The sequence below is a fragment of the Salegentibacter salegens genome, from assembly GCF_900142975.1.
GTDB classification, from domain to species: domain Bacteria; phylum Bacteroidota; class Bacteroidia; order Flavobacteriales; family Flavobacteriaceae; genus Salegentibacter; species Salegentibacter salegens.
This window is the reverse complement of sequence record NZ_LT670848.1, coordinates 387,498-412,643: the sequence shown is the minus strand read 5'-3', so window position 1 is coordinate 412,643 and position 25,146 is coordinate 387,498. Positions and strand designations below refer to the sequence as shown.

26 protein-coding genes are annotated in these 25,146 nt (G+C 38.0%); 8 read left to right on the top strand and 18 right to left on the bottom strand.

Translation table 11 applies throughout. From position 1 onward, the window contains the following. Positions 1-3: 3 nt before the first annotated feature. The 11 genes from B5488_RS01840 to mraZ form a co-directional block, all read right to left on the bottom strand. Positions 4-720, bottom strand: a complete 717-nt coding sequence (locus B5488_RS01840) for a cell division protein FtsQ/DivIB (RefSeq protein WP_079733722.1) — start codon at positions 718-720, stop codon at positions 4-6. After that, positions 710-2,065: a UDP-N-acetylmuramate--L-alanine ligase gene (gene murC, locus B5488_RS01835; protein WP_079733721.1), complete on the bottom strand. Its 1,356-nt coding sequence runs from the start codon at positions 2,063-2,065 to the stop codon at positions 710-712. The genes B5488_RS01840 and murC overlap by 11 nt, the downstream gene beginning before the upstream one ends. Before the next feature lie 53 nt (positions 2,066-2,118). Further along, on the bottom strand, positions 2,119-3,210 hold the full coding sequence (murG, locus tag B5488_RS01830) for an undecaprenyldiphospho-muramoylpentapeptide beta-N-acetylglucosaminyltransferase (protein WP_079733720.1): 1,092 nt from the start codon (positions 3,208-3,210) through the stop codon (positions 2,119-2,121). A 94-nt stretch (positions 3,211-3,304) separates the two neighbouring features. Beyond that, complete coding sequence (locus tag B5488_RS01825; protein ID WP_079733719.1) at positions 3,305-4,513, bottom strand: FtsW/RodA/SpoVE family cell cycle protein; 1,209 nt, start codon at positions 4,511-4,513, stop codon at positions 3,305-3,307. Positions 4,514-4,627: 114 nt separating this feature from the next. After that, the gene (murD, locus tag B5488_RS01820) at positions 4,628-5,995 is read right to left on the bottom strand and encodes a UDP-N-acetylmuramoyl-L-alanine--D-glutamate ligase (RefSeq protein ID WP_079733718.1); all 1,368 of its coding nucleotides are present in this window, start codon (positions 5,993-5,995) and stop codon (positions 4,628-4,630) included. A gap of 6 nt (positions 5,996-6,001) precedes the next feature. Next, positions 6,002-7,240: a phospho-N-acetylmuramoyl-pentapeptide-transferase gene (mraY, locus tag B5488_RS01815; RefSeq protein ID WP_079733717.1), complete on the bottom strand. Its 1,239-nt coding sequence runs from the start codon at positions 7,238-7,240 to the stop codon at positions 6,002-6,004. A gap of 36 nt (positions 7,241-7,276) precedes the next feature. Beyond that, the gene (locus tag B5488_RS01810) at positions 7,277-8,743 is read right to left on the bottom strand and encodes a UDP-N-acetylmuramoyl-L-alanyl-D-glutamate--2,6-diaminopimelate ligase (RefSeq protein WP_079733716.1); all 1,467 of its coding nucleotides are present in this window, start codon (positions 8,741-8,743) and stop codon (positions 7,277-7,279) included. Beyond that, positions 8,740-10,731 carry a penicillin-binding protein gene (locus B5488_RS01805; protein ID WP_079733715.1) on the bottom strand — a complete coding sequence of 664 codons (1,992 nt, stop codon included), beginning with the start codon at positions 10,729-10,731 and terminating at the stop codon, positions 8,740-8,742. Before B5488_RS01805 ends, B5488_RS01810 begins: the two co-directional genes overlap by 4 nt. Continuing rightward, positions 10,732-11,049, bottom strand: coding sequence for an FtsL-like putative cell division protein (locus B5488_RS01800; RefSeq protein ID WP_079733714.1), 318 nt, complete (start codon positions 11,047-11,049; stop codon positions 10,732-10,734). 12 nt (positions 11,050-11,061) lie between these two features. After that, positions 11,062-11,958, bottom strand: coding sequence for a 16S rRNA (cytosine(1402)-N(4))-methyltransferase RsmH (gene rsmH, locus B5488_RS01795; protein WP_079733713.1), 897 nt, complete (start codon positions 11,956-11,958; stop codon positions 11,062-11,064). Then, on the bottom strand, positions 11,945-12,412 hold the full coding sequence (mraZ, locus tag B5488_RS01790; RefSeq protein WP_079733712.1) for a division/cell wall cluster transcriptional repressor MraZ: 468 nt from the start codon (positions 12,410-12,412) through the stop codon (positions 11,945-11,947). The genes rsmH and mraZ overlap by 14 nt, the downstream gene beginning before the upstream one ends. A 280-nt stretch (positions 12,413-12,692) precedes the next feature. On the opposite strand from mraZ, the gene B5488_RS01785 reads away from it, so the two are divergent. Both B5488_RS01785 and yihA read left to right on the top strand, forming a co-directional pair. After that, complete coding sequence (locus B5488_RS01785) at positions 12,693-13,460, top strand: alpha/beta fold hydrolase (protein WP_079733711.1); 768 nt, start codon at positions 12,693-12,695, stop codon at positions 13,458-13,460. 66 nt (positions 13,461-13,526) lie between these two features. After that, entirely contained in the window at positions 13,527-14,144 is a 618-nt protein-coding gene (yihA, locus tag B5488_RS01780) for a ribosome biogenesis GTP-binding protein YihA/YsxC (RefSeq protein WP_079733710.1), read from the top strand. Positions 14,145-14,148: 4 nt separating this feature from the next. On the opposite strand, the gene B5488_RS01775 is transcribed toward yihA, so the two are convergent. The 3 genes from B5488_RS01775 to gldB all read right to left on the bottom strand — a co-directional run bounded on the left by B5488_RS01775 (position 14,149) and on the right by gldB (position 15,880). Further along, on the bottom strand, positions 14,149-14,508 hold the full coding sequence (locus tag B5488_RS01775; protein WP_079733709.1) for a GTPase: 360 nt from the start codon (positions 14,506-14,508) through the stop codon (positions 14,149-14,151). Between the two features lie 74 nt (positions 14,509-14,582). Further along, on the bottom strand, positions 14,583-14,921 hold the full coding sequence (gene gldC / locus B5488_RS01770; RefSeq protein ID WP_079733708.1) for a gliding motility protein GldC: 339 nt from the start codon (positions 14,919-14,921) through the stop codon (positions 14,583-14,585). Further along, positions 14,921-15,880: a gliding motility lipoprotein GldB gene (gene gldB, locus B5488_RS01765; protein ID WP_079736493.1), complete on the bottom strand. Its 960-nt coding sequence runs from the start codon at positions 15,878-15,880 to the stop codon at positions 14,921-14,923. The genes gldC and gldB overlap by 1 nt, the downstream gene beginning before the upstream one ends. Before the next feature lie 105 nt (positions 15,881-15,985). Here gldB and nadE point away from each other — a divergent pair, with 105 nt between their 5' ends. Together nadE and B5488_RS01755 are read left to right on the top strand one after the other, a co-directional pair. Beyond that, the gene (gene nadE / locus B5488_RS01760) at positions 15,986-16,777 is read left to right on the top strand and encodes an NAD(+) synthase (RefSeq protein ID WP_079733707.1); all 792 of its coding nucleotides are present in this window, start codon (positions 15,986-15,988) and stop codon (positions 16,775-16,777) included. 113 nt (positions 16,778-16,890) lie between these two features. Continuing rightward, positions 16,891-17,529 carry a response regulator gene (locus B5488_RS01755; RefSeq protein ID WP_079733706.1) on the top strand — a complete coding sequence of 213 codons (639 nt, stop codon included), beginning with the start codon at positions 16,891-16,893 and terminating at the stop codon, positions 17,527-17,529. Here the strand turns inward: B5488_RS01755 and dnaG are convergent. From dnaG to B5488_RS01735, 4 genes are all read right to left on the bottom strand, one after another. After that, the gene (dnaG, locus tag B5488_RS01750) at positions 17,522-19,486 is read right to left on the bottom strand and encodes a DNA primase (protein ID WP_079733705.1); all 1,965 of its coding nucleotides are present in this window, start codon (positions 19,484-19,486) and stop codon (positions 17,522-17,524) included. The two genes, B5488_RS01755 and dnaG, sit on opposite strands and share 8 nt — an antisense overlap. Before the next feature lie 188 nt (positions 19,487-19,674). Further along, on the bottom strand, positions 19,675-20,730 hold the full coding sequence (locus B5488_RS01745) for a hypothetical protein (RefSeq protein ID WP_079733704.1): 1,056 nt from the start codon (positions 20,728-20,730) through the stop codon (positions 19,675-19,677). A 55-nt stretch (positions 20,731-20,785) separates the two neighbouring features. After that, on the bottom strand, positions 20,786-21,640 hold the full coding sequence (locus B5488_RS01740; RefSeq protein WP_079733703.1) for a hypothetical protein: 855 nt from the start codon (positions 21,638-21,640) through the stop codon (positions 20,786-20,788). Then, entirely contained in the window at positions 21,618-22,187 is a 570-nt protein-coding gene (locus B5488_RS01735) for an RNA polymerase sigma factor (protein WP_079733702.1), read from the bottom strand. Before B5488_RS01735 ends, B5488_RS01740 begins: the two co-directional genes overlap by 23 nt. Before the next feature lie 133 nt (positions 22,188-22,320). Between B5488_RS01735 and rluF the strand changes: the two genes are divergently transcribed. The 4 genes from rluF to B5488_RS01715 all read left to right on the top strand — a co-directional run bounded on the left by rluF (position 22,321) and on the right by B5488_RS01715 (position 25,097). Then, the gene (gene rluF / locus B5488_RS01730) at positions 22,321-23,115 is read left to right on the top strand and encodes a 23S rRNA pseudouridine(2604) synthase RluF (RefSeq protein ID WP_079733701.1); all 795 of its coding nucleotides are present in this window, start codon (positions 22,321-22,323) and stop codon (positions 23,113-23,115) included. A gap of 89 nt (positions 23,116-23,204) precedes the next feature. Next, complete coding sequence (locus B5488_RS01725; protein WP_079733700.1) at positions 23,205-23,627, top strand: VOC family protein; 423 nt, start codon at positions 23,205-23,207, stop codon at positions 23,625-23,627. 18 nt (positions 23,628-23,645) lie between these two features. Further along, positions 23,646-24,665, top strand: coding sequence for an AI-2E family transporter (locus tag B5488_RS01720; RefSeq protein WP_079733699.1), 1,020 nt, complete (start codon positions 23,646-23,648; stop codon positions 24,663-24,665). Positions 24,666-24,695: 30 nt separating this feature from the next. Next, entirely contained in the window at positions 24,696-25,097 is a 402-nt protein-coding gene (locus tag B5488_RS01715) for a YkvA family protein (RefSeq protein ID WP_317041958.1), read from the top strand. Positions 25,098-25,146 lie beyond the last annotated feature (49 nt).

Here is a 25,146-nt window from a genome sequence, read left to right as displayed (position 1 = left end):
AATTTACTTTTTAGTGCAAACAACCTGATCTCCAAATTGTAAATTCACTTTTTTGTAGGTCTCTAATTTCCCGTCTTGTAAAGCTTTTTTATAAAATGCTTTAAAATTGTTGAACTTTAAGGCTATATTATCGGCCTTACCGAAATATACCTTAAAGTCAAGTTTTCTCATTTCTAATTCAAATTTATCTCCGTGCAAACGTTTTACGGCGGTAATATGCCTCGTTAAAAATTCGTCTTTCTGAATATAATCTACCACAGGATATGCTTTGTTTACATTACTGGAATCTACTCCCATAACCAATGGTACTCGTGCAGCATAATATGGCGAAAGCGGCATTACACGACCATTTCTGTCTAAATAAAAAGAAGAATATCCCACTATTCTGCCAATGGGTTTACGCTGACTTATTTTAGTTTGGAGCTTGCCGTCCAGACTTAAAAAAGCTTCAGCATTTTCTATCATATCGTGATTGTTCAAAAGGCTTTCTACCCTATTCAAATCTAAAATTTCTTTGTCTATGCCCGCCGCGGCCACATCATTTTGTATCAACAACTTATTAACCGCTTCCTCAGTAACATACAGGTTTTCACCCGTTACAAATTGCACTTTTACTTCGCTTATTTTACGTGCATTATTCCGTTTTTCAGCAAAACCGAACAGAAAACCCACCAAAATGAGTAAAACAGGTAGTTTTATGTACTTAAGTTTAAGCTTCATCTTGCAAGGCGTTTTTTATAGATTCCACTTCTTCTCCAATACTACCGGCGCCCATAAGCACCACAACTTCGGGATTTGAACTTTTTATTTCTTCAATAATATTTTCTACCTGAATTAATTTTTTATTTGAATTCTGAACTTTCTCCAAAAGCCAGCTTGAAGTAACTCCTTCAATTGGCAATTCCCGCGCCGGATAAATATCCAGCAACAGCAACTCATCAAACAAAGCAAGGGTTTCAGCAAAATCATCGGCAAAATCTTTAGTTCTGCTGAATAAATGTGGCTGAAAAACTGCTAAAACCTTCTTCCCTGGATGCATTTCCCTTATAGCCTGATTCACCGCAGCAATCTCTGCGGGGTGATGTGCATAATCGTCTATAAGCACCAGCTTATCTGACTTAATTTTATAAGAAAATCTACGTTTAACACCTTTAAAACTATATAACGCCCTGGCTAGCTTGGGGATTGGGGATCCATACTGGATAGCCATCGCCAGGGCGGTTATAGCATTTAGCAAATTGTGTTTGCCGGGTAGATTAAACATAAAATCTTCAATAACTCCGCTAGGAGTTTTTAGATCAAAATGGTAGCTACCATTTTCAATCTTTATATTTTGCGCCGAATAATCGGCATTGTCTTCTATTCCAAAAGTAATTCCGTCCAGCGGCAAGCCATTTTTCACAAAGAGCGTTCCGTATTCTGGCACAAGAGTGGCAAATTGCCTAAAGGTATTTTCCAGCTCCTCTTTTTTGCCATAAATATCTAAATGATCGGCATCCATAGAAGTGATAGCCGCGATATTTGGCGAAAGATGAAGAAATGAACGGTCAAATTCATCGGCTTCAACTACAATAACTTCGTCGCCTTTTAGGATTAAATTACTTTGAATATCTTCGCTAATTCCGCCTAAAAACCCGGTGACTTTTGCTCCTGTTTCTTTAAGCAGATGACCTAAAATTGCCGTGGTTGTAGTTTTACCGTGAGTTCCCGCTACGGCCAGCGTGGTTTTTCCTTTAGAGATCAACCCAAGCACAGCAGCTCTTTTCTTTAGCGTAAATTCATTTTCCTGAAAATAAACCAGTTGGTCGTGTGCTGCAGGAACTGCGGGCGTGTAAACCACAAGCGTATTTTCTTTCTGCATAAATTCAGCAGGAACAGCATTCATTATTTCATCATAAACCACAACAATATCTTCGGCCTCCAGCGTTCTGGTAAGCGAAGTTGAAGTTTTATCATAACCGGCCACATTTTTTCCCTGGAATTTAAAGTAACGCGCCAACGCACTCATCCCAATACCGCCAATGCCGATAAAATAAATGTTTTGTATGTGATTTAAATCCTGCATTCTATTTTCTTGAGACCTCACAGGTTTAAGAAACCTGTGAGGTCTTGATATCTTTATTTAATCAATTTTTCTACTTCGTCTACAATCCTGGCGGTTGCATTTGGCAAAGCCAGTTTCTTTATATTTTCTCCCAGTTCTTTTTGCTTCTCTTCTGAAGACATTAAACCAAAAAACTGGGTTTCAAATTTTTCATCCAGTTCATTTTCCTTCAACATCATCGCGGCATTTTTCTTTACTACCGCCATTGCGTTTTTTGCCTGGTGGTCTTCAGCTACATTTGGTGACGGAACAAAAAGCACGGGTTTTCCCACAATGCTTAATTCTGAAACCGTGCCGGCTCCAGCCCTGGAAATAATCGCATCTGCAGCACCGTACGCCAGGTTCATTTCATTCAGAAATAAATGCGTTTGCACCAAACCTGAATTATACTTTTTATATTCTTCGAAATACAGCTTGCCCGTTTGCCAGATAAGCTGAATATTTTCTTCTTTAAATCTTTCTAAATTGGCTTCCACCAATTGATTAATTCTTCTTGCACCAAGACTTCCTCCTAAAACCAGAACCACTTTTTTATCTTTTTCAAGATTAAAATGTGCAAGGGCTTTTTCCCTGTTTTCGTCAATCTTCAGCAAATCCTGTCTTACCGGGTTGCCGGTAATTATAGTTTTTTCGGCAGGAAAAAATCTTTTTACTTCCTCATAAGCGGCACAAATTTTATCAGCTTGTTTTGCTAAAAGCTTATTGGTAATTCCCGGAAACGAATTCTGCTCCTGTATTAAGCTCGGAATTCCTTTAGAGCTTGCCACTTTTAGTAATGGTCCGCTAGCAAATCCGCCGGTTCCAATTACAATATCTGGTTTGAATTCCCTGATTATTCTTCTGGATTTTGCCAGACTACTCAATAATTTGAAAGGAAACATAAAATTGCTAAAAGTTAACTTTCGCTGAATTCCACTAATCCAAAGACCTTCTATCTTGTAACCTGCCTGTGGCACCTTTTCCATTTCCATCCTGTCACTGGCACCAACAAACAATATTTTTGCTTCAGGATAACGTACTTTTATCTCGTTGGCAATAGCAATGGCCGGGTAAATATGCCCGCCGGTGCCGCCTCCAGATAATATTACACGTAAATCCTTTTTCATCATTTTAAATTTTAATCCCTATTTTAAAACTTAATCATATACTTTTAATCACATTCATCTCTTTCACAAATTATTGTGTCCAGCATCATGCTGGTTAGATGGCTTCGCTTAAAATATCTAACGGATTTTCATCATCCAATTCTTTTTCAGCTTCTTCCCTTTCTTTCATTTCCTCACGTTTGGCGCTTACGCTTAATATAATTCCCAGCGCCATGCAGGTCATCCAAATAGAAGTTCCCCCACTACTTATTAAAGGCAAAGTTTGTCCCGTAACCGGGAACAACTCTACCGCAACGCCCATATTAATTAAAGCCTGAAAGATTATTGGCAAACCAACGCCCATAACCAGTAATTTTCCAAAAACCGTATTGGCCTTTGTCGCTACGATCACAATCCTGAAAAGCAATAACAAATACGCGAGCATCACTCCAAAGGCACCTATTAACCCCATTTCTTCTACAATTATCGCGTAGATAAAATCTGAAGAAGATTGCGGTAAAAAATTTCTTTGTACACTTTTTCCAATCCCGGTTCCGGCAACGCCACCGGTGGCTATCGCAATTTTTGCTTTTTCAATTTGATAATCTGCTTCGGTATCTTCATCGTTAGAAAAGCTTTCAATTCGGCTTGCCCAGGTATCTACCCTATTTGGTAAAAGTCCGGGGAAAGCTTTAGCTGTTAAAATGAACATGGTGAGCAAAATCAAACCTGCCGCTACGATAATTCCAAGGTATTTCATAGGATATCCGCCTAAGAACATCAATACCAGTACCATAGCAAAAACAATGGCAGTAGTGGAGAAATTGGCCGGCAAAATTAAGGATAATACTACTCCTACAGGCAGCCAAAGCGGTAAAATTGACTCTTTAAAAGTGAGATTTTCATTAGTTTTTTTTGAAAGGTAACGTGCCACATAAATCATTAAAACTACCGATGCCAGGGTAGATGACTGAAACGAAACCCCTAAGCCCGGAATTTGGATCCATCTACTTGCATAAGCCCCATCTATCATTGTTCCCTGGGCAACTGTATAAATTAACAATACAATTACCACCGGTAAGAATAAAATGGAAAGTCCTCTAAAATAATGATAGGGAATTTTATGCACGGCAAAGAGCAAACAGAAGCCTAAAAGCAAATGGAAGAAATGCACCACCACATACTGGAAGGTGCTACCATCTCCATATAGATACGCAAGGTTACTACTGGCACTGTAAACCGGCAGAAATGAAAATATAGCCAACAGCCCGGCCGTAGCCCAGATAACCTTATCGCCTTTAAGATTTGAAAAAATGTTGCTCATTTAATTTTTAATAATATTCTCTTAGCTATCGTCATCCTGAACTTGTTTCAGGATCTAAGTTCTTAGTAATAAATGTTAGAAGCTGAAACAAGTTCAGCTTGACGAAATAAAGCATTATAGATCTCTAACCGCATCTTTAAACTGGCGACCTCTATCCTCGTAATTTTCAAAAAGGTCAAAACTCGCACAGGCAGGAGAAAGCAATACCGAATCTCCTCTTTCGGCAAGACTGTAGGCCATTCTTACAGCTTCTTTCATAGATTCTGTTTCTACAATGGTATCTACACAATTCCCGAAATTCTGCATCAGTTTTTGATTGTCTACTCCCAGGCAAATAATTGCCTTTACTTTTTCGTTTACCAATGGTAAAAGATCGTCGTAAACGTTTCCTTTATCTACACCTCCAACAATCCAAACGGTTTCGCTTTCCATACTCTCCAAAGCATAAAAAGTTGCGTTTACATTGGTTGCTTTAGAATCGTTTATATACTGAACATTATTTATTTTCAGTACTTTTTCCAGACGATGTTCTACCCCCTGAAAACTCTCCATACTCTCACGAATAGTTTCTTTTCTAATTCGTAGTAACTGGGAAACAGTGGCCGCAGCCATAGCATTTTTAGTATTGTGTTTACCCTGTAAACCTAATTTTGTTGTTGGCATATTAAATTGGTTGTTTTTTATATTAACTATAATATTTTCGTTCTCTATATATGAACCATTTTCTACTTTTTGCTGAAGAGAAAATGGTAATTGTTGTGCCCTAACCGGATTCTTATCTAACCAGTTTTTAATAATTTCATCGTCTAAATCGTAGATGAAAAAATCTTCTTCAGTCTGGTTTTCGGCAATTCTGAATTTTGAAAAAACATAATTCTCGAGTTTATGCTCGTAGCGGTCTAAATGATCGGGTGTGATATTGGTTAAAACTGCAATATCCGGCCTAAAATCTTTAATTCCGTCTAACTGAAAACTGCTTAATTCCAATACAAACCAGTCGGGTTTTGTTTCAGCCACTTGCTTTGCGAAGCTGTCACCTACATTGCCTGCCATTCCCACTTTTATGCCTGCATTTTTTAAAATATGATGTACAAATTTTGTGGTGGTGGTTTTCCCGTTACTTCCCGTAATCCCAATAATTTTTGCTGAAGTAAAAGCCGCGGCAAATTCAATTTCTGAAATCACCGGAATGCCTTTTTCTTCCAGCTGTTTTACAATAGCTACTGAATCTGGTATTCCCGGGCTTTTCATTACTACCTCAGCATTTAAAATTTTAGCTTCGGTATGTTTTTCTTCTTCCCAATCGATCTTCAATTCTTCAAAAACCGACTTATATTTTTCTTTAATTTTTCCTTTATCTGAAACAAAAACCTCAAAACCTTCTTTAACTCCCAAAATGGCAGTCCCTGCACCGCTTTCGCCGCCGCCGAGAATCACCAGTTTTTTACCAGAGTTGTTAGTATTTTGAGTTTCAGTTTTCACTATTTCTTATCTTACTTTTAGTGTGATTATAGTTACAATGGCCAGGAAAATTCCAATAATCCAAAAGCGAACAACTATTTTACTTTCGTGATATCCTCTTTTTTGATAATGATGATGTAAAGGAGACATCAGGAAAATCCTTCTACCTTCACCATACTTTTTCTTAGTAATTTTAAACCAGGCAACCTGCAGCACCACCGAAAGGTTTTCCATTAAAAAAATTCCGCATAAAATAGGGATCAATAATTCTTTCCTGGTGGCGATTGCGATAACGGCTATAATTCCGCCAATTGTCAAGCTTCCCGTATCTCCCATAAAAACCTGCGCCGGATAGGTGTTATACCATAAAAATCCAACCAAAGCTCCTGCAAAAGCACTTATAAAAATCGTCATCTCACCAGATCGCGGGATGTACATAATGTTCAGGTAATCTGAGAAAATTATGTTACCCGAAACCCAGGCGAAAATACCTAGCGTGAGTACAATTATCGCTGAAGAACCTGCCGCGAGGCCGTCTATTCCATCGGTTAAATTGGCCCCGTTAGATACCGCGGTCACAATAAAAATCACAATGGGAATAAAGATCAACCAGGCATAATTTGCCAAAGCAGGATTTATCCAACTAATTAAACTCGAATAATCGAATTCATTATTTTTAACAAAAGGAATTGTAGTGGTGGTCGTTTTAAGCTCAGGGCCCATTTCCCGCATATTTTGAAAGCTATCTACCAACTCCTGCTGCTCTGGAGCAGGTTGATTGGTTTCCTCTTTTACCGTCACTCCCGGATGAAAAAACAAAGTTCCTCCTACAATTATTCCCAGGCCAACCTGGCCTAAAATTTTAAATTTACCCTGCAGGCCTTCTTTATCCTTTTTAAAAGTTTTAATGTAATCGTCTATAAAACCTATAGCGCCCATCCAAAGGGTGGTTACTATTAGCAGGATTACATAAATATTTTCAAGCTTAGCAAATAGCAAAACCGGAATAAGCGTAGCAAAAATGATGATCACCCCACCCATTGTTGGTGTTCCCGCTTTTTCACTTTGCCCCCTTAAACCAAGGTCGCGAACACTTTCGCCAACCTGTTTAGCCTGCAAATAATTAATTATTCTCTTCCCATAAATGGTAGATATTGCCAAAGAAAGAATAATAGCCATCGCCGATCTAAAGGAGATATACTCAAACAAGCGCGCCCCGGGCACCTGGTATTCTGCATCTAAATATTGAAATAAATAGTATAACATATCTTCTGGTTACTCTTCCAAATGGAAAAAGTGGGCTTACTTATTTAACTGTTTCAAAAACTCGGTCACTATCTTTAGATCGTCAAAATCTTTACGTTCCCCATTTACCTCCTGATAGGTCTCGTGGCCTTTTCCGGCTATAAGAATTATATCGTTCTCCCCGGCAATTTGGCAGGCGGTTTTTATAGCCTGTTTTCTATTGGTTACCGACATAATTTTCTTGTAATTCTGCGGTTCAACACCGGCTTCAACATCTTCAATAATCTTCTCGGGATCTTCGGTTCTTGGGTTATCGCTGGTAAAAATTACCTTCGTGCTTAAAGCCGAAGCGATATGCCCCATTTTTGGTCTTTTGGTGGTATCACGATCTCCGCCACACCCCACAACAGTTATGAGCTCTTCATTTTTTGTACGAATACTGTTTATAGTTTCCAGTACATTTTTTAAAGCATCGGGCGTGTGGGCATAATCTACAATTGCGGTTACCTTTTCTTTTTCTGAAATAATATATTGAAACCGCCCGCTCACCGAACTGAGTTCACTTATAATCTTTAAACTCTCCAGGGTTTCCAGTCCTAAAAGTTCTGCAGTAGCGTAAATCGCCAAGACATTGTAAGCGTTAAAACTCCCAATTAGGCGGGTCCATAATTCCTGGTCGTTTACTTTTAATAGTAAACCTGTGAAAGAATTTTCAAGGATCTGCGCTTTATAATCGGCGTAAGATTTTAAAGCGTAAGTATATTTTTGCGCCTTAGTATTCTGAAGCATTACCTGCCCGTTCTTATCATCTGAATTTGTTAAGGCAAATGCCGAAGCTGGTAATTCATCAAAAAACCGCTTTTTTACATCGCGGTATTCAGCGAAACTATTGTGGTAATCTAAATGATCGTGGCTTAAATTTGTGAAAATTCCACCGGCAAATTCAAGGCCCGTGGTTCTATGCTGATCTATTCCGTGCGAACTCACTTCCATAAAGCAAAACTCCACGCCTTCATCGTTCATTTGCTTTAAATAATCGTTGATCGTAATAGAATCTGGAGTAGTTCTAACCGCATCAAAAGAATTTTCAGCAACCATTACTTTTACCGTAGAGAGTAAACCGACTTTAAAACCTGCTTTTGTAAACAAGTTGTATAAAAGTGTGGCAATGGTAGTTTTCCCGTTGGTTCCGGTAACGCCTATCAGTTTTAATTTTTCTGAAGGATTATCGTAATAATTGGCAGCCATAAAAGCTAATGCCTGCTGGGCATTTCCTACTTTTATATAGGTAATCCCATTTATTATTTCCTTCGGAAATTCTTCGCAAATAACCGCTAGTGCGCCCTGATTTATCGCCTGATCTATGAATTTATGCCCATCTGAAATACTTCCGCGAATAGCTACAAAAGCATCGTTTAATTCAACTTTTCTCGAATCAAACTGAAGCTTGTTTATAGTTACCGAAGTATTTCCAACCACGGCGTCGATTTGCACTTTATATAATATGTCTTTTAAGACTCTCAACCTATATTTAAATTTACTTGCTGATTAGTTTTTATTTTCTGTCCTGCCGAAATGGACTGTCCGTTAACTTTTCCTGTTCCCTTAAAAACTACTTTTAAACCTAGATTTTCTAAAAGCGAAACAGCATCCATAGCCGGCATTCCGGTTACATCGGGCATTACGATTTTCTCGTTATTAATTTTCGCGAAATAAGCTTCAAAGTCGTCTGTCACTTTATCATTTTGGATATCGAGCGAGGGTAAAGTATCCATCACCGGAGTATCGGTATAAATTTTTTGGGCGATTTGTTTAAAAACCGGTGCGGCAACGATATTTCCGTAATATCCTTTGCTTTTCTTAGGTTTGTGAATAATCACAATGCAGGAATATTTTGGATCTTCGGCAGGAAAATACCCTGCGAAAGAAGAAATATATCTTCCCGGCTCTATCCAGTATTCCACCTGGCAGGTACCTGTTTTACCCGCCATAGAAAAGTTGGGCGTATAAATATTTGCAGCAGTGCCTTTTTCTACAGTTTGCTGCATCATTTTTTGAAGTTTTTTAGCGGTTTCAGGAGAACAAATTCTTGGATTCATCACTTCTTTATCCACCTTTAAAATACTTTTATCCCATTCTTTTACTTCTTTTATAAACCGTGGCTTTACCATTTCACCATTATTGGCTATAGCATTGTAAAAGTTCAAAGTTTGTAAAGGTGTAATGGAAACTCCGTATCCAAAAGCCATCCATGGCAGGCTCAAACCGTTCCAGTTTTTATCGTTTGGATGTGGAATTCTTGGAGAGCCCTCACCTTTTATATCCAGACCTATTTTACTGTTTAGACCCATATCGTATAAACGGTCTACGAATTTGGCCGGATTATCTTTGTAACCTTCAGTTATAATTTTTGTAAAAGCGGTATTAGAAGAAACTTCAAACGCTTTGGCAGCAGAGATCTTCCCATAACCTCCACGACGGGAATCCCTAACAGCTCTACCGTAATATCGTACCACGCCATTCTCGGTATCTATTACCGAGCTGGTGTCTATCACATTATCCTCAAGCGCGGCGGTCATTGCCATTAGCTTGAAAGTTGAGCCAGGCTCGTGCGATTCATAAACCGCGTAATTTCTTTTTTCAAAATAAGTTCCGGTCTCCGTGCGCCCAAGGTTGGACATCGCCTTTATTTCACCGGTTTTGGTTTCCATAACCACCACCGTGCCGTGATCGGCTTCAAAATATTCAAGTTGCTTCAATAGAGCGTGATGCGCAATATCCTGAATATTCACATCTATGGTAGATATAACATCGTAACCATCTTTAGGCTCTACTTCGTTATTATCACTAATTGGTTTCCACTGGCCTTTGGCTATTTTTTGTTTTAATCTACGGCCATCGGTTCCTCTTAAATATGAACTAAAAGCACCTTCCAGGCCAACACGGGTAAAATAGCCGTTTTCATCCTGGCGCTCGTAACCAACCGTACGTTCTCCCATTTTCCCAAGCGGATGTTCACGAACTGTTCTTTGTTCAACAATCATCCCGCCTCTATACGTTCCTAAACTGAACATAGGAAAGCTTTTTACTTTCATATATTCTGAATAGCCAAGATTTTTTGCAATTGGCAAATAACGCTGGCCGTTAGCTCTTGCCTGTCTTAAGTATTGAGACCAGTAAGCAGCAGATTTTCCAAACATTTCAGTAAGGTTATTGGAAAGCGGCACTATATTTTCCTGAAAATTTTTATCTGAAACGGTAACCGCATCAAACCTAATATCATACTTAGGAACTGAAGTCGCTAAAAGATTGCCCTTGGTATCGTATAAATTTCCACGGCTCGCAGGAATTTTAAAACTTCGTACCGTGCGCTCTTCAGCCAGCTCACGATAATGATCTCCTTCAACAAACTGAATATCTAGCAACTTCACGCCTACCCCAATGGCGAAAATGAACATACAGGCCGCAACCACGTACAATCTATTCAATATGCCTTTTTCAGATGTAGCCATTTACTCTTTTATATTCACTTTAATTTTATAAGGTGGATTCTCGGAAGGGAGAATTCCCCTGTTTTTCATTTTTTGCGTAATTGTAGATTCCATTTTAATTCGCATAAGCGCTGAACGACGATCTACAAACTCACTTTTTAGTTCCCTTACTTCGGTATGAAGTTTTGCTATTTTATGCACCTTGCTTTCTGCACTATGCGAACTGGCAATCATAATAATAGCGAGCAGCGTGCAAAAAACTATAAAGCGCCAGTTATTTACCGCATCCCTGCTAATAAGAAAATTAGCCCGTAGTATGTTGTAAAAACCTTTTTTCATAAGACCTGGAAACTATAATTTCTTAGCCACTCTCAACTTAGCACTTCTCGCCCTGTTATTTTCTTTAATCTCTTCAGCCGAAGGCACTATTAGTCCGCCAACTTTTTTAAAGGGAACCGAAATATTTCCGTAGAAATCTTTTTCAGGCTCGCCCTCAAACAAACCGCTTCTTATATATCTTTTCACCAATCTATCTTCCAGAGAGTGATAAGAAATAAGACTAATTCTCCCATTTTTTACCACCAGCTCTTCGGTTTGCTTTAAAAATTCCTTTAAAGCTTCAATTTCCTGGTTCACTTCAATTCTAATTGCCTGGTAAATCTGAGCCAGGATCTTATTTTCTTTTCCTTTAAAAAGGTGCGGTTTCAACAAATCGTTTAATTGTTCACTGCTTTCTACAGGTTTTTCTTTTCGGGCTTCAACAATTAAATTCGCCAGCTTCGGCGCATTCTTTAAATCGGCGTAATCGTAGAACAACATTTTAAGCTGTTCTTCACCATATTCATTAATCACTTCATAAGCACTCAGCTTGCTCCCCTGATTCATTCGCATATCAAGGCGCGCATCAAAACGTGTAGAAAATCCTCTTTCAGCTTCATTAAACTGATGAGAGGAAACCCCAAAATCACCAAGAATTCCGTCAACCCGTTTAATACCGTAAAACCTTAAGAATCTTTTCAGAAATCTAAAATTCTCGTGAATTAGCGTAAAGCGGGAATCCTCAATAGTGTTTTGCAAAGCATCCTGATCCTGATCAAAGCCAAAAAGCTTCCCTTCAGGTCCAAGCCTGCTTAAAATCTCCCGGGAATGACCACCACCACCAAACGTAACATCCACATACACGCCATCTTCCTTAATATTAAGACCGTCTACAGATTCTTTTAATAAAACCGGATTATGATATTGCATCTAAATCATCGTTTCCCATTACTTCTTCAGCCAATTCAGCAAAATCATCTGAAGTTTCATCAATGGTGTTTTCGTATTTATCTTTATCCCAGATCTCTATAATATTTACTGCAGAAGAAAGCACGATCTCTTTGTTGATCCCGGCAAATCCCACAAGATCTTTAGGAATTAAAAGCCTTCCATTAGAATCTACTTCTACCATCTTCACCCCTGCCGTAAACCTTCTAATAAAATCGTTGTTCTTCTTTTTAAAGCGGTTTAGCCCGTTAATTTTCCGCATTAAAACATTCCATTCCTGCATTGGATATAACTCCAAGCAAGGCTGAAAAACCGAACGTTTTAGCACAAAACCATCCTGCAACATAGGTGCAAGCTGCTTTTTTAATGCCGAAGGAACCATTAACCGGCCCTTGGCATCTGCTTTACATTCGTATGTTCCAATGAGGTTTACCACTTGTATACTTTATAGAGTCAAATATATTGAAAATTTTACCACATTTTACCACATTCTACCACTTTGTTGATAAGTTTCTCCACTGTATTTCGCTGAAAGACTATCAAATAGCGCTATTTGTTTATGTTTCAGAGGCTTGGTTTTTATTGTGCTTTTGGTGTTAAAAATTTTAAAATTGAAGGAAGAAATGCATTTCTTAAATGCCTTTGCTATTTCTCAAAAATGATTATACTTGTAATGAAATCGCTATATTTGCGATTGCTAACCGCAAAGCCAATCAATGAAGAATAATTTAAGGCAAGAGGGAAAGTTTACGTACCTGGAGCAAGGAGAAGGAACCCCGATAGTTATTTTACACGGACTCATGGGCGGTTTAAGTAACTTTGATGGGGTTACAGAGTATTTTCCGAAACATGGTTATAAAGTGGTAATTCCAGAACTGCCCCTATATTCCATGTCGCTACTTAAAACCAGCGTACAGACTTTTGCTAAATATTTAAAAGAATTTGTAGATTATAAAGGTTACGATAAAGTAATCCTGCTAGGTAATTCACTTGGCGGGCATATTGCTTTACTGGCCACTAAGTTATATCCTGAAATTGTACAGGGTCTTATAATTACCGGAAGCTCGGGACTTTATGAAAATTCCATGGGCGAGAGTTATCCGCGTCGTGGCGACTATGAATTTATAAAGAAAAAAGCCCAGGATGTTTTTTACGATCCTGAAGTGGCAACTAAAGAAGTGGTAGACGAAGTTTACCAAACGGTAAGCGACCGTAACAAACTGGTAAAAACACTTGCAATTGCAAAAAGTGCCATTAGACATAATATGGCTAAAGATTTACCAAAAATGAAAACCCCAACTTGTATAATTTGGGGAAAAGACGATAATGTTACTCCGCCAGAAGTAGCTGAAGATTTTCAGCGTTTACTTCCCGATGCCGATCTTTATTGGGTAGATAAATGCGGTCATGCTGCGATGATGGAACATCCCATTATTTTTAACGAGTTACTTCACGCCTGGCTAAAAAAACGGGATTTTAAATAAAGTTCTATAGACTTAAAAGAACTTCATTTAGGTCTATTTCAAATATCACTTTTTAAACATTTTAAGATGAAAATCAAGACGGCTGAATTTGTGGTGAGCAATACACGGGTAGATCTTTGCCCCGAGAGCAAACTGCCAGAATACGCTTTTATTGGCCGCAGTAATGTTGGGAAATCTTCTTTAATTAATATGCTTACCGGGAGAAAAACACTTGCAAAAACTTCAGCAAAACCCGGGAAGACTCAACTTATAAATCATTTTTTGATCAACAAGAACTGGCACCTCGTAGATTTACCCGGTTATGGCTATGCGAAAGTTTCAAAAACCACTAAAAGAACATTTCAGAAATTCATCACTAAATATTTTGAGCAGCGAGCGCAAATGATATGTGCTTTTGTACTTATAGATAGCAGGCACGAGCCACAACCTATAGATATGGAATTTATGCAGTGGCTTGGGGAGAATAATGTTCCTTTTTGTATCATCTTCACCAAAGCCGATAAAATGAAACCAAAGGCTCTGGAAAGAAATATCAATTTTTACCAGGAAAAAATGCTGGAAAGCTGGGAAGAAATGCCTGAATTCTTTATTAGCTCGGCAACTTCAAAATTGGGACAGGAAGAGATTTTAGATTATATTGAAGCAATAAATATTGAATTAAATTCTTCTAATTCGCCCCGTTAAACAATTAAAGCCTTTCTTCAACAAGTTTTATAAGATCTTCTTCGTTTTGAATTCGTTCTAATTCATCAGTAGCAATAAAAATCCCCATTTCGCCTTCATCTTCCCATAAAACTATTGGGAAAGTATATTTATAACCGAATTTTGAAGCATATCGCTTCTGAAATTCGTCTATATGCAAAAACTCCATTTCTGCTTCTGCAGTCTGCCTGTATTTTTTCCACTGCGAATTTTCAGAAAAGACTCCGTGAGTTACTTTACAAATACTACAGGCATAAGAATTGGGCCTAATTAATTTATGCAGCGCATCCAGCACCACGTGGCGAGTCCCGGAATACGCGTTATATACAAAAATGAGTTTCTCCACTCGATCGAGATTTAATATTCTGTTTCTAAATTAATTTTTTTCCTATGTATGTCCCGTGAACTCACTCAAGGTAATTATTTTTGAGTAATTTCTAATTTCTCAGCAAAATAATCGCAAAAATCTTTCATGGTGGCGGTCATTTTTTCATCTTGAGTGGCGCGGTTAAAAGTATCGCTCATAGAAACCAGGGTTTGATGAAAGAATTTCTTCATCTCATCTACCGGCATATCTTTGGTCCAAAGGTCTATACGCAGCGTTTCCTGCGATTTGCTATCCCAAACCGAAAGCATTAAAGCTTTGGCATCTTCTTTATAAATATTCCCGTCTTCGGCACTCCAGGTTATTCCTTCGGGAACACGATTTTCATCGGTTACCACTTCTATATTTATTTCTGATTTTTTAAATTCTGACATTACTTTCTTGGTTTAAAATTCGCTTTATTAAATATTGTTTCGGCATCTGTTTTTATCATTTCCTTTAGAGATGCATCGGTTTTTTCCATATAGCTGCGCACTATTTGCCAACCAATATACTGGCCAAGTCTTGCAGGAGATTCGGCATCAAGTTCCAGGTAAAATTTAGAAAAAGGTGCAGGATATAGAAACCGGGAATAAAGTTCGGTGTTGGTATCAAAAAACAATTCATTTTCTACAAAATACCGCCACATTTGTGCTTCGTTGTTTTGGGCCCAGTTAAATTCGCCTTTAGTATAACCCATTTTTTCAGCATCGGCAGTTTCAGGAATAAACCTGTCTTTTAAGTACAGCAACTTTCCGTAGTAAATCATATGCGCAAGAAAAGTCCTTGACTCTGGCCTGTCTACATATTTTTCGGCATAAGCGTTTGCAACATCAGGGATTATTTGATCTTTTCTAAAATTCTTCTTTAGAAATTCCTGGATCCCAACATAAAAATGATGCCCTTCCCCTAAATAAGTATCCAGGGAAATAAAAAGATAATCATCCTGCAGAATCACCTTGTTTTTATAGTCAACTTCAGAAGTTACGGTAAATACTTTTGGTGCTTTAAACTGCGGAAAATAATATTTTATATGTTGAAAAAGACTGTGAAGTTGTGTTTCCTTATTTTCAAAAGAAGGAAAGGCTTTGCCAACTTCAGTATTAATTTCCTGCTGAATCGTGTCGTTAAGTTTTTCAATCCAAACGCTATCTGGAAATTGCTGCGGAAACAAAAACGGATATTCCTGCTTTAAATCCATAAGTTTTTGCGGCATGGCTTCGGCAAATTCCCGGTCAAAGCGCACCACTTCAAAATCTACCGGCACTGCTGCGATCTCCTTTTCAATTTTAGCATCTTCGTTACAGGAAGCAAAAGCAATTGTACAAAGCAGGAAAATTATTTTCTTATACATAGGCATTCTTTATGAAGGCTTTAACGCCCTGCCCTTTTAATAATTATGTTTAAATAGTAGATTTGTGTGCAAAGGTATTATTTACAAACTTAATCACCCAAAATTATGCAAACTGAAAAAGTGGTAGATCACATAGTTAACTGGTTAAAAGAATACGCTACAAACGCCCAAATGAATGGATTTGTGCTGGGAGTAAGCGGCGGAATTGACTCTGCAGTAACCTCTGCACTCTGTGCAAAAACCGGTTTGCGTACACTTTGTATTGAAATGCCAATTCACCAGCATACAGACCAGGTAACGAGGGCACAAAAGCATATAGATTGGTTAAAGCAGCATTATGCCAATGTAACCAACCTGGAAGTTAACCTGACACCTGTTTTTGATGAGTTTAAAAAAACCGCTCCACAGGTTGAAGCCTCTGGCACTTTAGATCTCACTTTGGCAAATACCCGGGCAAGATTAAGAATGTCTACTTTATATTATTTTGCCGGCTTACATAACTACCTGGTAGCAGGAACCGGAAATAAAGTGGAAGATTTTGGAGTTGGATTTTATACAAAATATGGCGACGGAGGTGTAGATCTAAGCCCTATCGCCGATCTTATGAAAACTGAAGTTACAGAGATCGCCAAGTTCCTGGGAATTGTTCCCGAAATTGTAAGTGCTGCACCAACCGACGGACTTTTTGGAGACAGCCGTACCGATGAAGATCAAATTGGCGCCTCTTATCCAGAACTGGAATGGGCGATGAAAGAAGCTGAAAACGGAAAAACCGCTGAAGATTTTGAGGGAAGAAAACAAGAAGTCTTCAAAATATATAAAAGTAAGCACGCCGCTAATTTACACAAAATGAAACCTATACCTGTGTGCAATATTCCCGTTAGTCTTAAAAATTAATCCTTTTATCGATTATTGTGCTCAAAAAACTGAAGTAGAGGGAAAATCGGTTATTTTTAATAGTATAGACGCGCTTGTCCTACCCCGGCGTGTTTTTTAACCAACCTTTTATTATGAGTACAGTATTAATTGCAGATCACCACCCTGTGGTGCATGAGGGTATTAGATGTATCCTTAGAAACAACCCGGCGCTTGAAGTAGTAGGTAGCGTGCATAGCGGGATAGAGCTGTACGGGTTTTTAAGCGAAAGCCTACCAGATGTGTTGATTATAGAAATAGACTTGCCTGAAATTAACGGGATTAATGCGCTTCGTACTATTAAAACCGATTATTCAAAAGTAAAAATTCTTGTTTGTACAGGTCATCCTGAAGAAGTTTATGCATTAAGTGCAATAAAGGCAGGTGCTGCAGGATATATCTCTAAACTTGCAAAACCAGATGAATTAGAAAAAGCAATTTACCAGGTAGCAAGAGGTGGAATTTATCTCAATAAAAAAATTACCGAAAAACTCAATGCGGGAATGTCTCCCGGAAGAAATTTAATCGCAAAATTTAAGAAACTTTCTACCCGCGAATCTGAAGTATTAAACCTCATCGCATCTGGAAAACGCAATAAGGATATTGCTGAAGCCCTCGCTATAAACGAGAAAACAGTAAGCACTTATAAAACAAGGCTGCTTAAAAAACTACAGGTAGACAATATTGCCGATCTTATTACCAGATCTCGATTATTACAAATAAACACTACATAACACGATTAAGCTTCTCTGAAAGTACTTTTTTCAAACTGAGGTAATCCTTTACATCCTCCAACACATGTTGGGTGTTTTGCTCTTCATCGGGGGTTTTTACTTTTTCGGAAAGTTCGTTGATCTTCTCATTTATTAAAAACCTACGTAAAGAAAGAATGGTTTCGCTAACGTGCCGGGAAATGGTTTCGGTTTTTGCTTTAACAAAAATATTTTGCCGGTCCCACTCGTGTAGTTTATACTGCTCCTCTTCCATTAAAATCGAAGTAATTTCAGAAGCCTGTTCAGGGTCTATATCGTTAATAAAGTTCTTAACTTCAAATTTTTCTTCACTGTTTAAGCGGGAAATCAATTCGGCGTAAATATCTCTGAATTTAGGATTGGTAAAAGCAATTTCATCTTCCTGAAGGTCTAAAAATATCTTTTCAAAAACTCTTGTCTTTTGTATTTCCTTTTCTAAACCCAGCTCCCCGTCTTCCTTTTCTTTTAGCACCAAATCTTCAAATTCTTCTTCTACGGTTCCATATTGAAGAAGCAAACTAATAATTTTTTTCTCCAACTCGTATTGCTCGTCAACCTTCGCAGTTTTTGGTTGCGACTCTTCCTTAACAACATCAAAAGATTTTTTTTGCTGCTGTTGTTGGGGAGAAGTTCTTCCACTTTTAGCATTAAGTTGTGCCAGGCTGGAAAACAGCACATTTTCAGAAATATCCATAATTCGTGAACATTCCTGTAAATAAACTTCCTGCTGAATAGTATCGGGAATCTTTGAAATACTATTTACAATATCCCTAATCAATTCAGCCTTTTTTACCGGATCTTTCTTCGCGTCTTCCATTAAAAGCGAAGCCTTGAAACTGATAAAATCCTGTGTGTTTTCCTGTAAATATTCGGCTAAAGCTTCATCCGAATTATTTTTGGCAAAACTATCGGGATCTTCTCCTGCTGGAAACGTGCAAACCCGCACGTTCATTCCCTGCTCCAGGATTAAGTCTATTCCGCGAAGCGATGCTCTAATTCCCGCTGCATCACCATCAAAAAGTACAGTAATATTTTTTGTTAGTCGGTTGATTAACCGAATCTGATCGGGTGTCAGTGCCGTTCCTGAAGAAGAAACTACATTTTCAACCCCACTTTGATGAAACTGGATAACATCGGTATAGCCTTCTACCAGAAAACAATTATCTTCTTTCGCAATGGCCTGCTTTGCAAAATTGATTCCGTATAAAACTTTGCTCTTGTGGTAAATATCACTTTCGGGTGAATTAAGGTATTTGGCCGCCTTTTTTTCGTTGGTAAGAATCCTTCCACCAAACCCTAAAACCCTGCCAGACATAGAGTGAATGGGAAACATTACCCTTCCTTTAAACCTGTCAAACTGCTTTTCGCCTTTTACAATCGTGAGCCCAGTTTTTTCCAGGTACTCGAGTTTATAAGCTTCAGCTAAAGCTTCTTTTGTAAAATCATCCCACTCGTCTAAAGAATAGCCAAGTTCGAATTTTTTGATGGTTTCCAGCGTAAAGCCCCGCTCTTTAAAATAGCTTAGACCAATAGCTTTTCCAAAATCGGTTTTATGAAGATTTTTCTGAAAATGTTTATTTGCAAATTCAGAAACCAGGTACATACTTTCCCGCTCATCGGCTTGCTGCTTTTGCTCGTCGCTTTGCTGAGTTTCTTCAATCTCAATTCCGTATTTTTTGGCGAGGTATTTTATAGCTTCCGGATAGGTAAAATGTTCGTGTTCCATAAGAAAAGCCACGACGTTCCCTCCTTTTCCGCTTGAAAAATCCTTCCAAATTTGCTTTACAGGAGAAACCATAAAACTCGGTGTTCGTTCATCGCTAAACGGACTCAAACCTTTAAAATTCGATCCTGATTTTTTCAGGTTCACAAAATCACCAATAACCTCCTCTACCCGGGCGGTTTCAAATACATTATCTATGGTGGTTTTTGAGATCAAATTGGTCTTGTTTAAGCCTTTAAAGAGGAAGTCTGAAAAGTCTAGTTCCGTCAAGCTGAACTTGTTTCAGCTTCTAACATGATTTGATTATCAACATTTTAGATCCTAAAATAAATTCAGGATGACGATTTTAACAACTTTTCAGACCACCTCTTTGCTGGGAGAACAAAATTACAATTTAAAATTGGCTAATCTACATCAAACCGAAGTCCTAAAGAAAAGTTGTGTAATTCCCTGTTGGGATCCTGAAATATTGGGTTTAAATCGTATTTACCATAGAGCGTGGCACCGCCCCAACCCAGGTAGGCACTCACCCCGTACACCAAATCATTGGTGTTATAATTATTCTTTAATTTCTCTTTTACTTTATCGCCATCCTCTTTGTACTTCAGTTTTTGACGTTCTCCAATATTAAAACCGGCATAACCACCAAATCCAATTTTTAGCATTTTATAGGTAGAAAAATGCAAACGATCTTCGGTTTCGGTTTTTGTAGAAGGACCAATTTCAAAATGAACAGGAACCACCAGGTTATCCATTCTAAATTTAGATTTATCAAGATCTAATGTGAATTCCTGCAGGTAAGTTTCGTCTCCATCTTCTACAAAAATGCGATTATCGGTAGGTTTTAAGCCATTAAACTGAAATGAAACCCCATATCGCAAACGCAACCAGTTTGTCTCTTTAAAAACTCGTGTTTTCCACGCCCAGCCAAGTTCAAAAAATCGGCTACCTCCTAATTTAAAATCTGAATCGTTTAAAGACTGGCCTTCTTCCAGGGCATTATTAAAACCGGCGGCGATTACCAAATCGCTCGTAGTGCGTTTATCGTATTTGCGCTCACGCTCTTCGTTTACCCTAAAAGTTAATAATTTTCCATCTTCACCAATGCCTATGTATCCCTGAACATCATTATTTCTATCCCTGAGTTCCATTTCATTTTCTAAAATGCTTATTTTATTTTCAATATTTTTAGCGTGCTTTTCGGCGTATTCCTTTTTTTGTTTCGCGGCTTCTTCTTTGGTGATTTCACCTCTTTCCAATTCCTCGTTTATCCGCTCGATCTGGTATTTTAGTTTTTCCTTTTCTTTTTCAATAATTTCAGCTTTTTGCTTTTCAAAAAATTCTTTAGCCTTATCTTCAGAAGATATTTCTGTTTCTACAGAAGCAACTTCCTGCGCCGAAACCTGTTGATGCGCAAAACTGAATATTAAAAGTGTGACGTAAAAAGTAAGTGTTTTCATAATAATTGATTTTGATGTTTGATGAATGACCCGTGGGTGGGATTTTTATTATCTATTAATAATTTCTATTGGCAACCGCAGTTTTAGCTTTTAGATATCCTTCTTTTAAAACCTCAAAAACCTTTGCTTTAAAAGATTGGTAAATCTCGTCTTCCACTTCAGCCAAAAGTGCATTGGCACTAATCTCGTAATTTGAACTATAAAACTGTGATTTTCTTCCTCTACTAATTTCTGATGCAGCCTGGGCTAATAATGCGTCTACTTCGTCTTCAGAAATTTCTTTGTTTTTAGCAGTTGCCGCAATTACTTCTTCAAGTTTAGATTGTATTAATTTTTCTTCGGAAACTGGCGGTTCCAGGCTAATTGTTTCTAAAGCAATGGCTTCTTCATACTTATTTTCTTCGGAAATTGGTGTTTCAGCAATTTCTTCTTTTACAAACGTTTCAGGCTTTGCTGCAATTTCATTTTTCGCATTCTTTTCAACTGAAACTTCATCCTCATTTTTATTTTCTTCAGAAGCTATTTGTGTCATATTTTCCTGCATAAATTCTTGTTTTCTTTCCGGTTTTTCTATAATCTCGTTTACCGGTTCTTCAACAACCTGCGGGTTTTCTGAAAAATTATCATTCCACATAAAAGTTCCTGCAATTAGTAACACTGCGACTGCCGCCGCGATGTATTTCCAGGGTTTTTGAGAAGTTTTGTTTTCTTCAGCATTTAACTTTTCGTCTAATTTTTCCCAACTTCCGGCAGAAGGCTTAATTCGCCTTTCTTCCAGTTTTTCCCTTGCCTCTTTTTCGAATTTATTCCCACCAGTGGGTTTAATATCTTTAGACTTACCCTTATTTTCAGAAGTATTTCGTGACTTCGCTTTCCCGGACTTCTTCCTATATTCTTGATTCGATTCCATAATCCGATGTATTTTGTGTTTTTAACTGCTCCTGCAACATTTTTCTCGCTTTAGACAATTGCGATTTTGAAGTCCCTTCAGAGATTTTCAGCATTTTCGCAATCTCGGCGTGCTTATATCCTTCTATCGCATACATAACAAAAACCATCCTGTAGCCTTCTGGCAAATTGTCTATGATCTTTTGAATATGCGCAACATTGAGTTCCGTTTTCATTTCAGCCGAAAAACCAGGGTCCGCAATTTCTTCCTCACTAAAAACAATTTTCTTTTGTGATCTTAAAAAAGAAATTGATTCCCGTACCATAATTTTTCTTATCCAGCCTTCAAAACTTCCTTTAGATTCAAAATCCTTAAGGTGGGTAAACACTTTTAGAAATCCGTTTAGCATAACTTCTTCAGCGTGGTGCATATCTTTTATATACTGCCGGCAAACGCTAAGCATTTTTCCTGAATGTAACTCATATAATTCCCGTTGCGCCTTACGGTCTTTTTTAGCCGCACGCTTTATTAATTGAGTTTCATTTTTAAAAAGTTGAATTACTTTCACCCGGTTTTCTAATTAAAAGGCCTTCTATTTACATAGACGCAGGAAAGTTACAAAAGGTTGCCTGTACCTTGATTATTTTTTAAAAAATTAGTTTCGCGCTGAATTCTTGTATCTTTGCAGCACAATCTTTTTTATGTCTGAACAGAAGCTTACCCGAATAAACAAATACCTAAGTGAAATTGGTTATTGTTCCCGCCGTGCCGCCGACAAACTCATAGATCAGGGCCGGGTGACCATTAACGGAGTCGTACCTGAGATGGGCACTAAAATTGGCCCCGATGATGTGGTAAAAGTTGACGGAAAAGCAGTTTCTGAAGCAGAAAAAAAAGAACCTAATGTTTATCTCGCTTTCAACAAACCGGTAGGCATTGTTTGTACTACTGATACCCGCGTGGAAAAGGATAACATTATTGATTACATAAATTATCCAAAACGGATTTTTCCTATTGGCCGGCTCGACAAACCCAGCGAAGGACTTATTTTTCTTACCAACGATGGCGATATTGTTAATAAGATCTTACGCGCCAGGAACAACCACGAGAAGGAATATATAGTTTCCGTTAATAAACCCATCACTCCAGATTTTATTCGCAGAATGGGTAATGGCGTTCCTATTCTAGGGACTACCACTAAAAAATGCGAAGTGGAGAAATTGGGAAGAAACGATTTTAGAATTGTGCTAACCCAGGGACTAAACCGTCAAATTCGTAGAATGTGCGAATTTTTAGGTTTTGAAGTTGCCGCGCTAAAACGGATTAGAATCATGAATGTGAGCCTGGATGTTCCCGTAGGCACATACCGCGACCTTACTCAAGAAGAGCTCGCAACCATTAACAGGATGCTAGATGAATCTAGCAAAACAGAAGAAGCTTCCAGATTAAAAAATTCAGAAAAAAAAGCCACGGGATCCCGTGGAAATAAATCTTAACACATTATTAGCGCAATGCCTTGCCGGCATGTTAAGATTACATGTTAATTTTAATTGCGTAGAATTTTAGATTAACTAAGTTAAGATTTATGAAGGTACAGCCATTTCATTTAGCCATACCGGTTTCAGATTTACAAAAAGCCAGAAAATTTTATAAAGAAATCCTGGGTTGTGGCGAAGGCCGCAGCAGCGATCACTGGGTAGATTTTAATTTTTTTGGTCACCAATTGGTAATTCATTATAAACCGGCTAACGAAACCGAAAAAGCGCACAGCAACCCTGTAGATGGCAAAGATGTGCCCGTACCTCATTTTGGAGTAGTTCTAGAATGGGAAGTATTCCAGGAATTTGCTAATTTATTAAGATCAAAAAATATTGAGTTTGAAATAGAACCTTACATCCGTTTTGAGGGTCAGGTAGGCGAGCAGGCCACCATGTTTTTTAAAGACCCCAGCGGAAACGCATTAGAATTTAAAGCTTTTAAAAATAAAGAACAGCTATTTGCAAAATAACCAACCAAGCGCAAAAATATGGATAGATTAAAACCGGCACTGGTACGGCAGATTTTCGTACTAATGCTCATTCTCTTTTTAACGGTTTTAATTTTTAAAGAAATTATCCCATACCTCTCGGGGGTTTTAGGGGCAATTACTTTATATGTTCTTTTGCGTAATTGGATGAAAAAATTACTGGCCAGGGGCTGGAAACCTCCGGTAGCAGCAGCGCTTTTAATGGCAGGATCTTTTGTAGGCATCCTGGTGCCCATTATTCTAATTGTAATTATGCTTACTTCAAAAATAAGTAAAGCAGTTGCAAATTCTGAACGTGTAATTAGAGCCGTAAAAGAGCAGCTCAATGAAGCCGAAACGTATATAGGCTATAGCGTGAGTGAATCTATAGACACTTCTTCGGTTGCAAACTGGATGTCTGGAAACCTGCAAAGCCTGGCAGGCGGCACGTTTGACGCTTTTATAGCTATTGGTATTATGTATTTTATGCTTTACTATATGCTGGTAAAAAGAGATTCTATGAAATCGTCTCTTATCTCCTATATCCCGCTGGGAAATGACAACCTGGAGATAATAGCAAAAGAGAGTGATCAACTTGTAAAATCTAATGCATTGGGTATTCCGCTGGTCGCAATTTTTCAGGGAATAATAGCACTTATTGGGTATTTAATTTTTGGTGTGCCAGATCCTTTCTTTTGGTTTGTAATAACCGCTATAGGATCTATGATACCTTTTATTGGAACAGCCATAGGGATTCTCCCAGTAGTGATACTCCTAATTGCCCAGGGCGATAACTGGCAGGCCATTGCCATGTTAATCTACGGGTTTGTGGTTGTTGGCTCTACAGATAATATTATTAGACTTTATATTTTAGATAGACTTGCAGCAGTTCACCCACTTATCACCCTTTTTGGTGTAATTGTAGGGGTTCAGCTTTTCGGGTTTATAGGATTAATTTTTGGGCCTTTGCTTATTTCGCTGTTTTTATTAATACTGAAAATTTATAAAAAGGAATACGGTAATGCCCACGACCGACTTTAAAAATAAATACTAATCAAAAAATGAAGAATTATGAATATGTTTAGTAAAAAGAAAGAAGAAATTGATGAGAAATACCTTAAAAAAGGAGCTACTCAGGTTAAAGATGGTGATATTGATATTGCCATGAATAATCAAAAAGAAATTGATGACAAGATTAATAATTCAGGTGCCTTAAGAAAATATACTGAACTGGGTAAAGTGATGTTTGGTATGTTAAAAGACTACCGAAAGGGCGTTTATACCAATGTACCCTGGTTTTCTATAGCAGCAGTTGCATTTGTATTGCTATATGTATTGAACCCATTAGATATTGTTCCCGATTTTCTTCCCGGAATTGGTTATGTAGATGATTTTGCCCTGCTCACAGTAACTTTAAGGTTTATTGAAACTGATCTACATAAATATTTAGACTGGAAATTAGAAGAAGATTAAACCTCTATTTTTCCCTGAATTATAATAAATAAAAAAGTCCTGTCAAATC

Bases quoted from the DNA above. Each gene is read 5' to 3' on its own strand.
- B5488_RS01840 (WP_079733722.1), bottom strand. From the start codon at position 720: ATGAAGCTTAAACTTAAGTACATAAAACTACCTGTTTTACTCATTTTG.
- murC (WP_079733721.1), bottom strand. From the start codon at position 2,065: ATGCAGGATTTAAATCACATACAAAACATTTATTTTATCGGCATTGGC.
- murG (WP_079733720.1), bottom strand. From the start codon at position 3,210: ATGAAAAAGGATTTACGTGTAATATTATCTGGAGGCGGCACCGGCGGG.
- B5488_RS01825 (WP_079733719.1), bottom strand. From the start codon at position 4,513: ATGAGCAACATTTTTTCAAATCTTAAAGGCGATAAGGTTATCTGGGCT.
- mraY (WP_079733717.1), bottom strand. From the start codon at position 7,240: ATGTTATACTATTTATTTCAATATTTAGATGCAGAATACCAGGTGCCC.
- B5488_RS01805 (WP_079733715.1), bottom strand. From the start codon at position 10,731: ATGGCTACATCTGAAAAAGGCATATTGAATAGATTGTACGTGGTTGCG.
- B5488_RS01800 (WP_079733714.1), bottom strand. From the start codon at position 11,049: ATGAAAAAAGGTTTTTACAACATACTACGGGCTAATTTTCTTATTAGC.
- rsmH (WP_079733713.1), bottom strand. From the start codon at position 11,958: ATGCAATATCATAATCCGGTTTTATTAAAAGAATCTGTAGACGGTCTT.
- B5488_RS01785 (WP_079733711.1), top strand. From the start codon at position 12,693: ATGAAGAATAATTTAAGGCAAGAGGGAAAGTTTACGTACCTGGAGCAA.
- yihA (WP_079733710.1), top strand. From the start codon at position 13,527: ATGAAAATCAAGACGGCTGAATTTGTGGTGAGCAATACACGGGTAGAT.
- gldC (WP_079733708.1), bottom strand. From the start codon at position 14,921: ATGTCAGAATTTAAAAAATCAGAAATAAATATAGAAGTGGTAACCGAT.
- gldB (WP_079736493.1), bottom strand. From the start codon at position 15,880: ATGTATAAGAAAATAATTTTCCTGCTTTGTACAATTGCTTTTGCTTCC.
- nadE (WP_079733707.1), top strand. From the start codon at position 15,986: ATGCAAACTGAAAAAGTGGTAGATCACATAGTTAACTGGTTAAAAGAA.
- B5488_RS01755 (WP_079733706.1), top strand. From the start codon at position 16,891: ATGAGTACAGTATTAATTGCAGATCACCACCCTGTGGTGCATGAGGGT.
- B5488_RS01745 (WP_079733704.1), bottom strand. From the start codon at position 20,730: ATGAAAACACTTACTTTTTACGTCACACTTTTAATATTCAGTTTTGCG.
- B5488_RS01740 (WP_079733703.1), bottom strand. From the start codon at position 21,640: ATGGAATCGAATCAAGAATATAGGAAGAAGTCCGGGAAAGCGAAGTCA.
- rluF (WP_079733701.1), top strand. From the start codon at position 22,321: ATGTCTGAACAGAAGCTTACCCGAATAAACAAATACCTAAGTGAAATT.
- B5488_RS01725 (WP_079733700.1), top strand. From the start codon at position 23,205: ATGAAGGTACAGCCATTTCATTTAGCCATACCGGTTTCAGATTTACAA.
- B5488_RS01720 (WP_079733699.1), top strand. From the start codon at position 23,646: ATGGATAGATTAAAACCGGCACTGGTACGGCAGATTTTCGTACTAATG.
- B5488_RS01715 (WP_317041958.1), top strand. From the start codon at position 24,696: ATGAATATGTTTAGTAAAAAGAAAGAAGAAATTGATGAGAAATACCTT.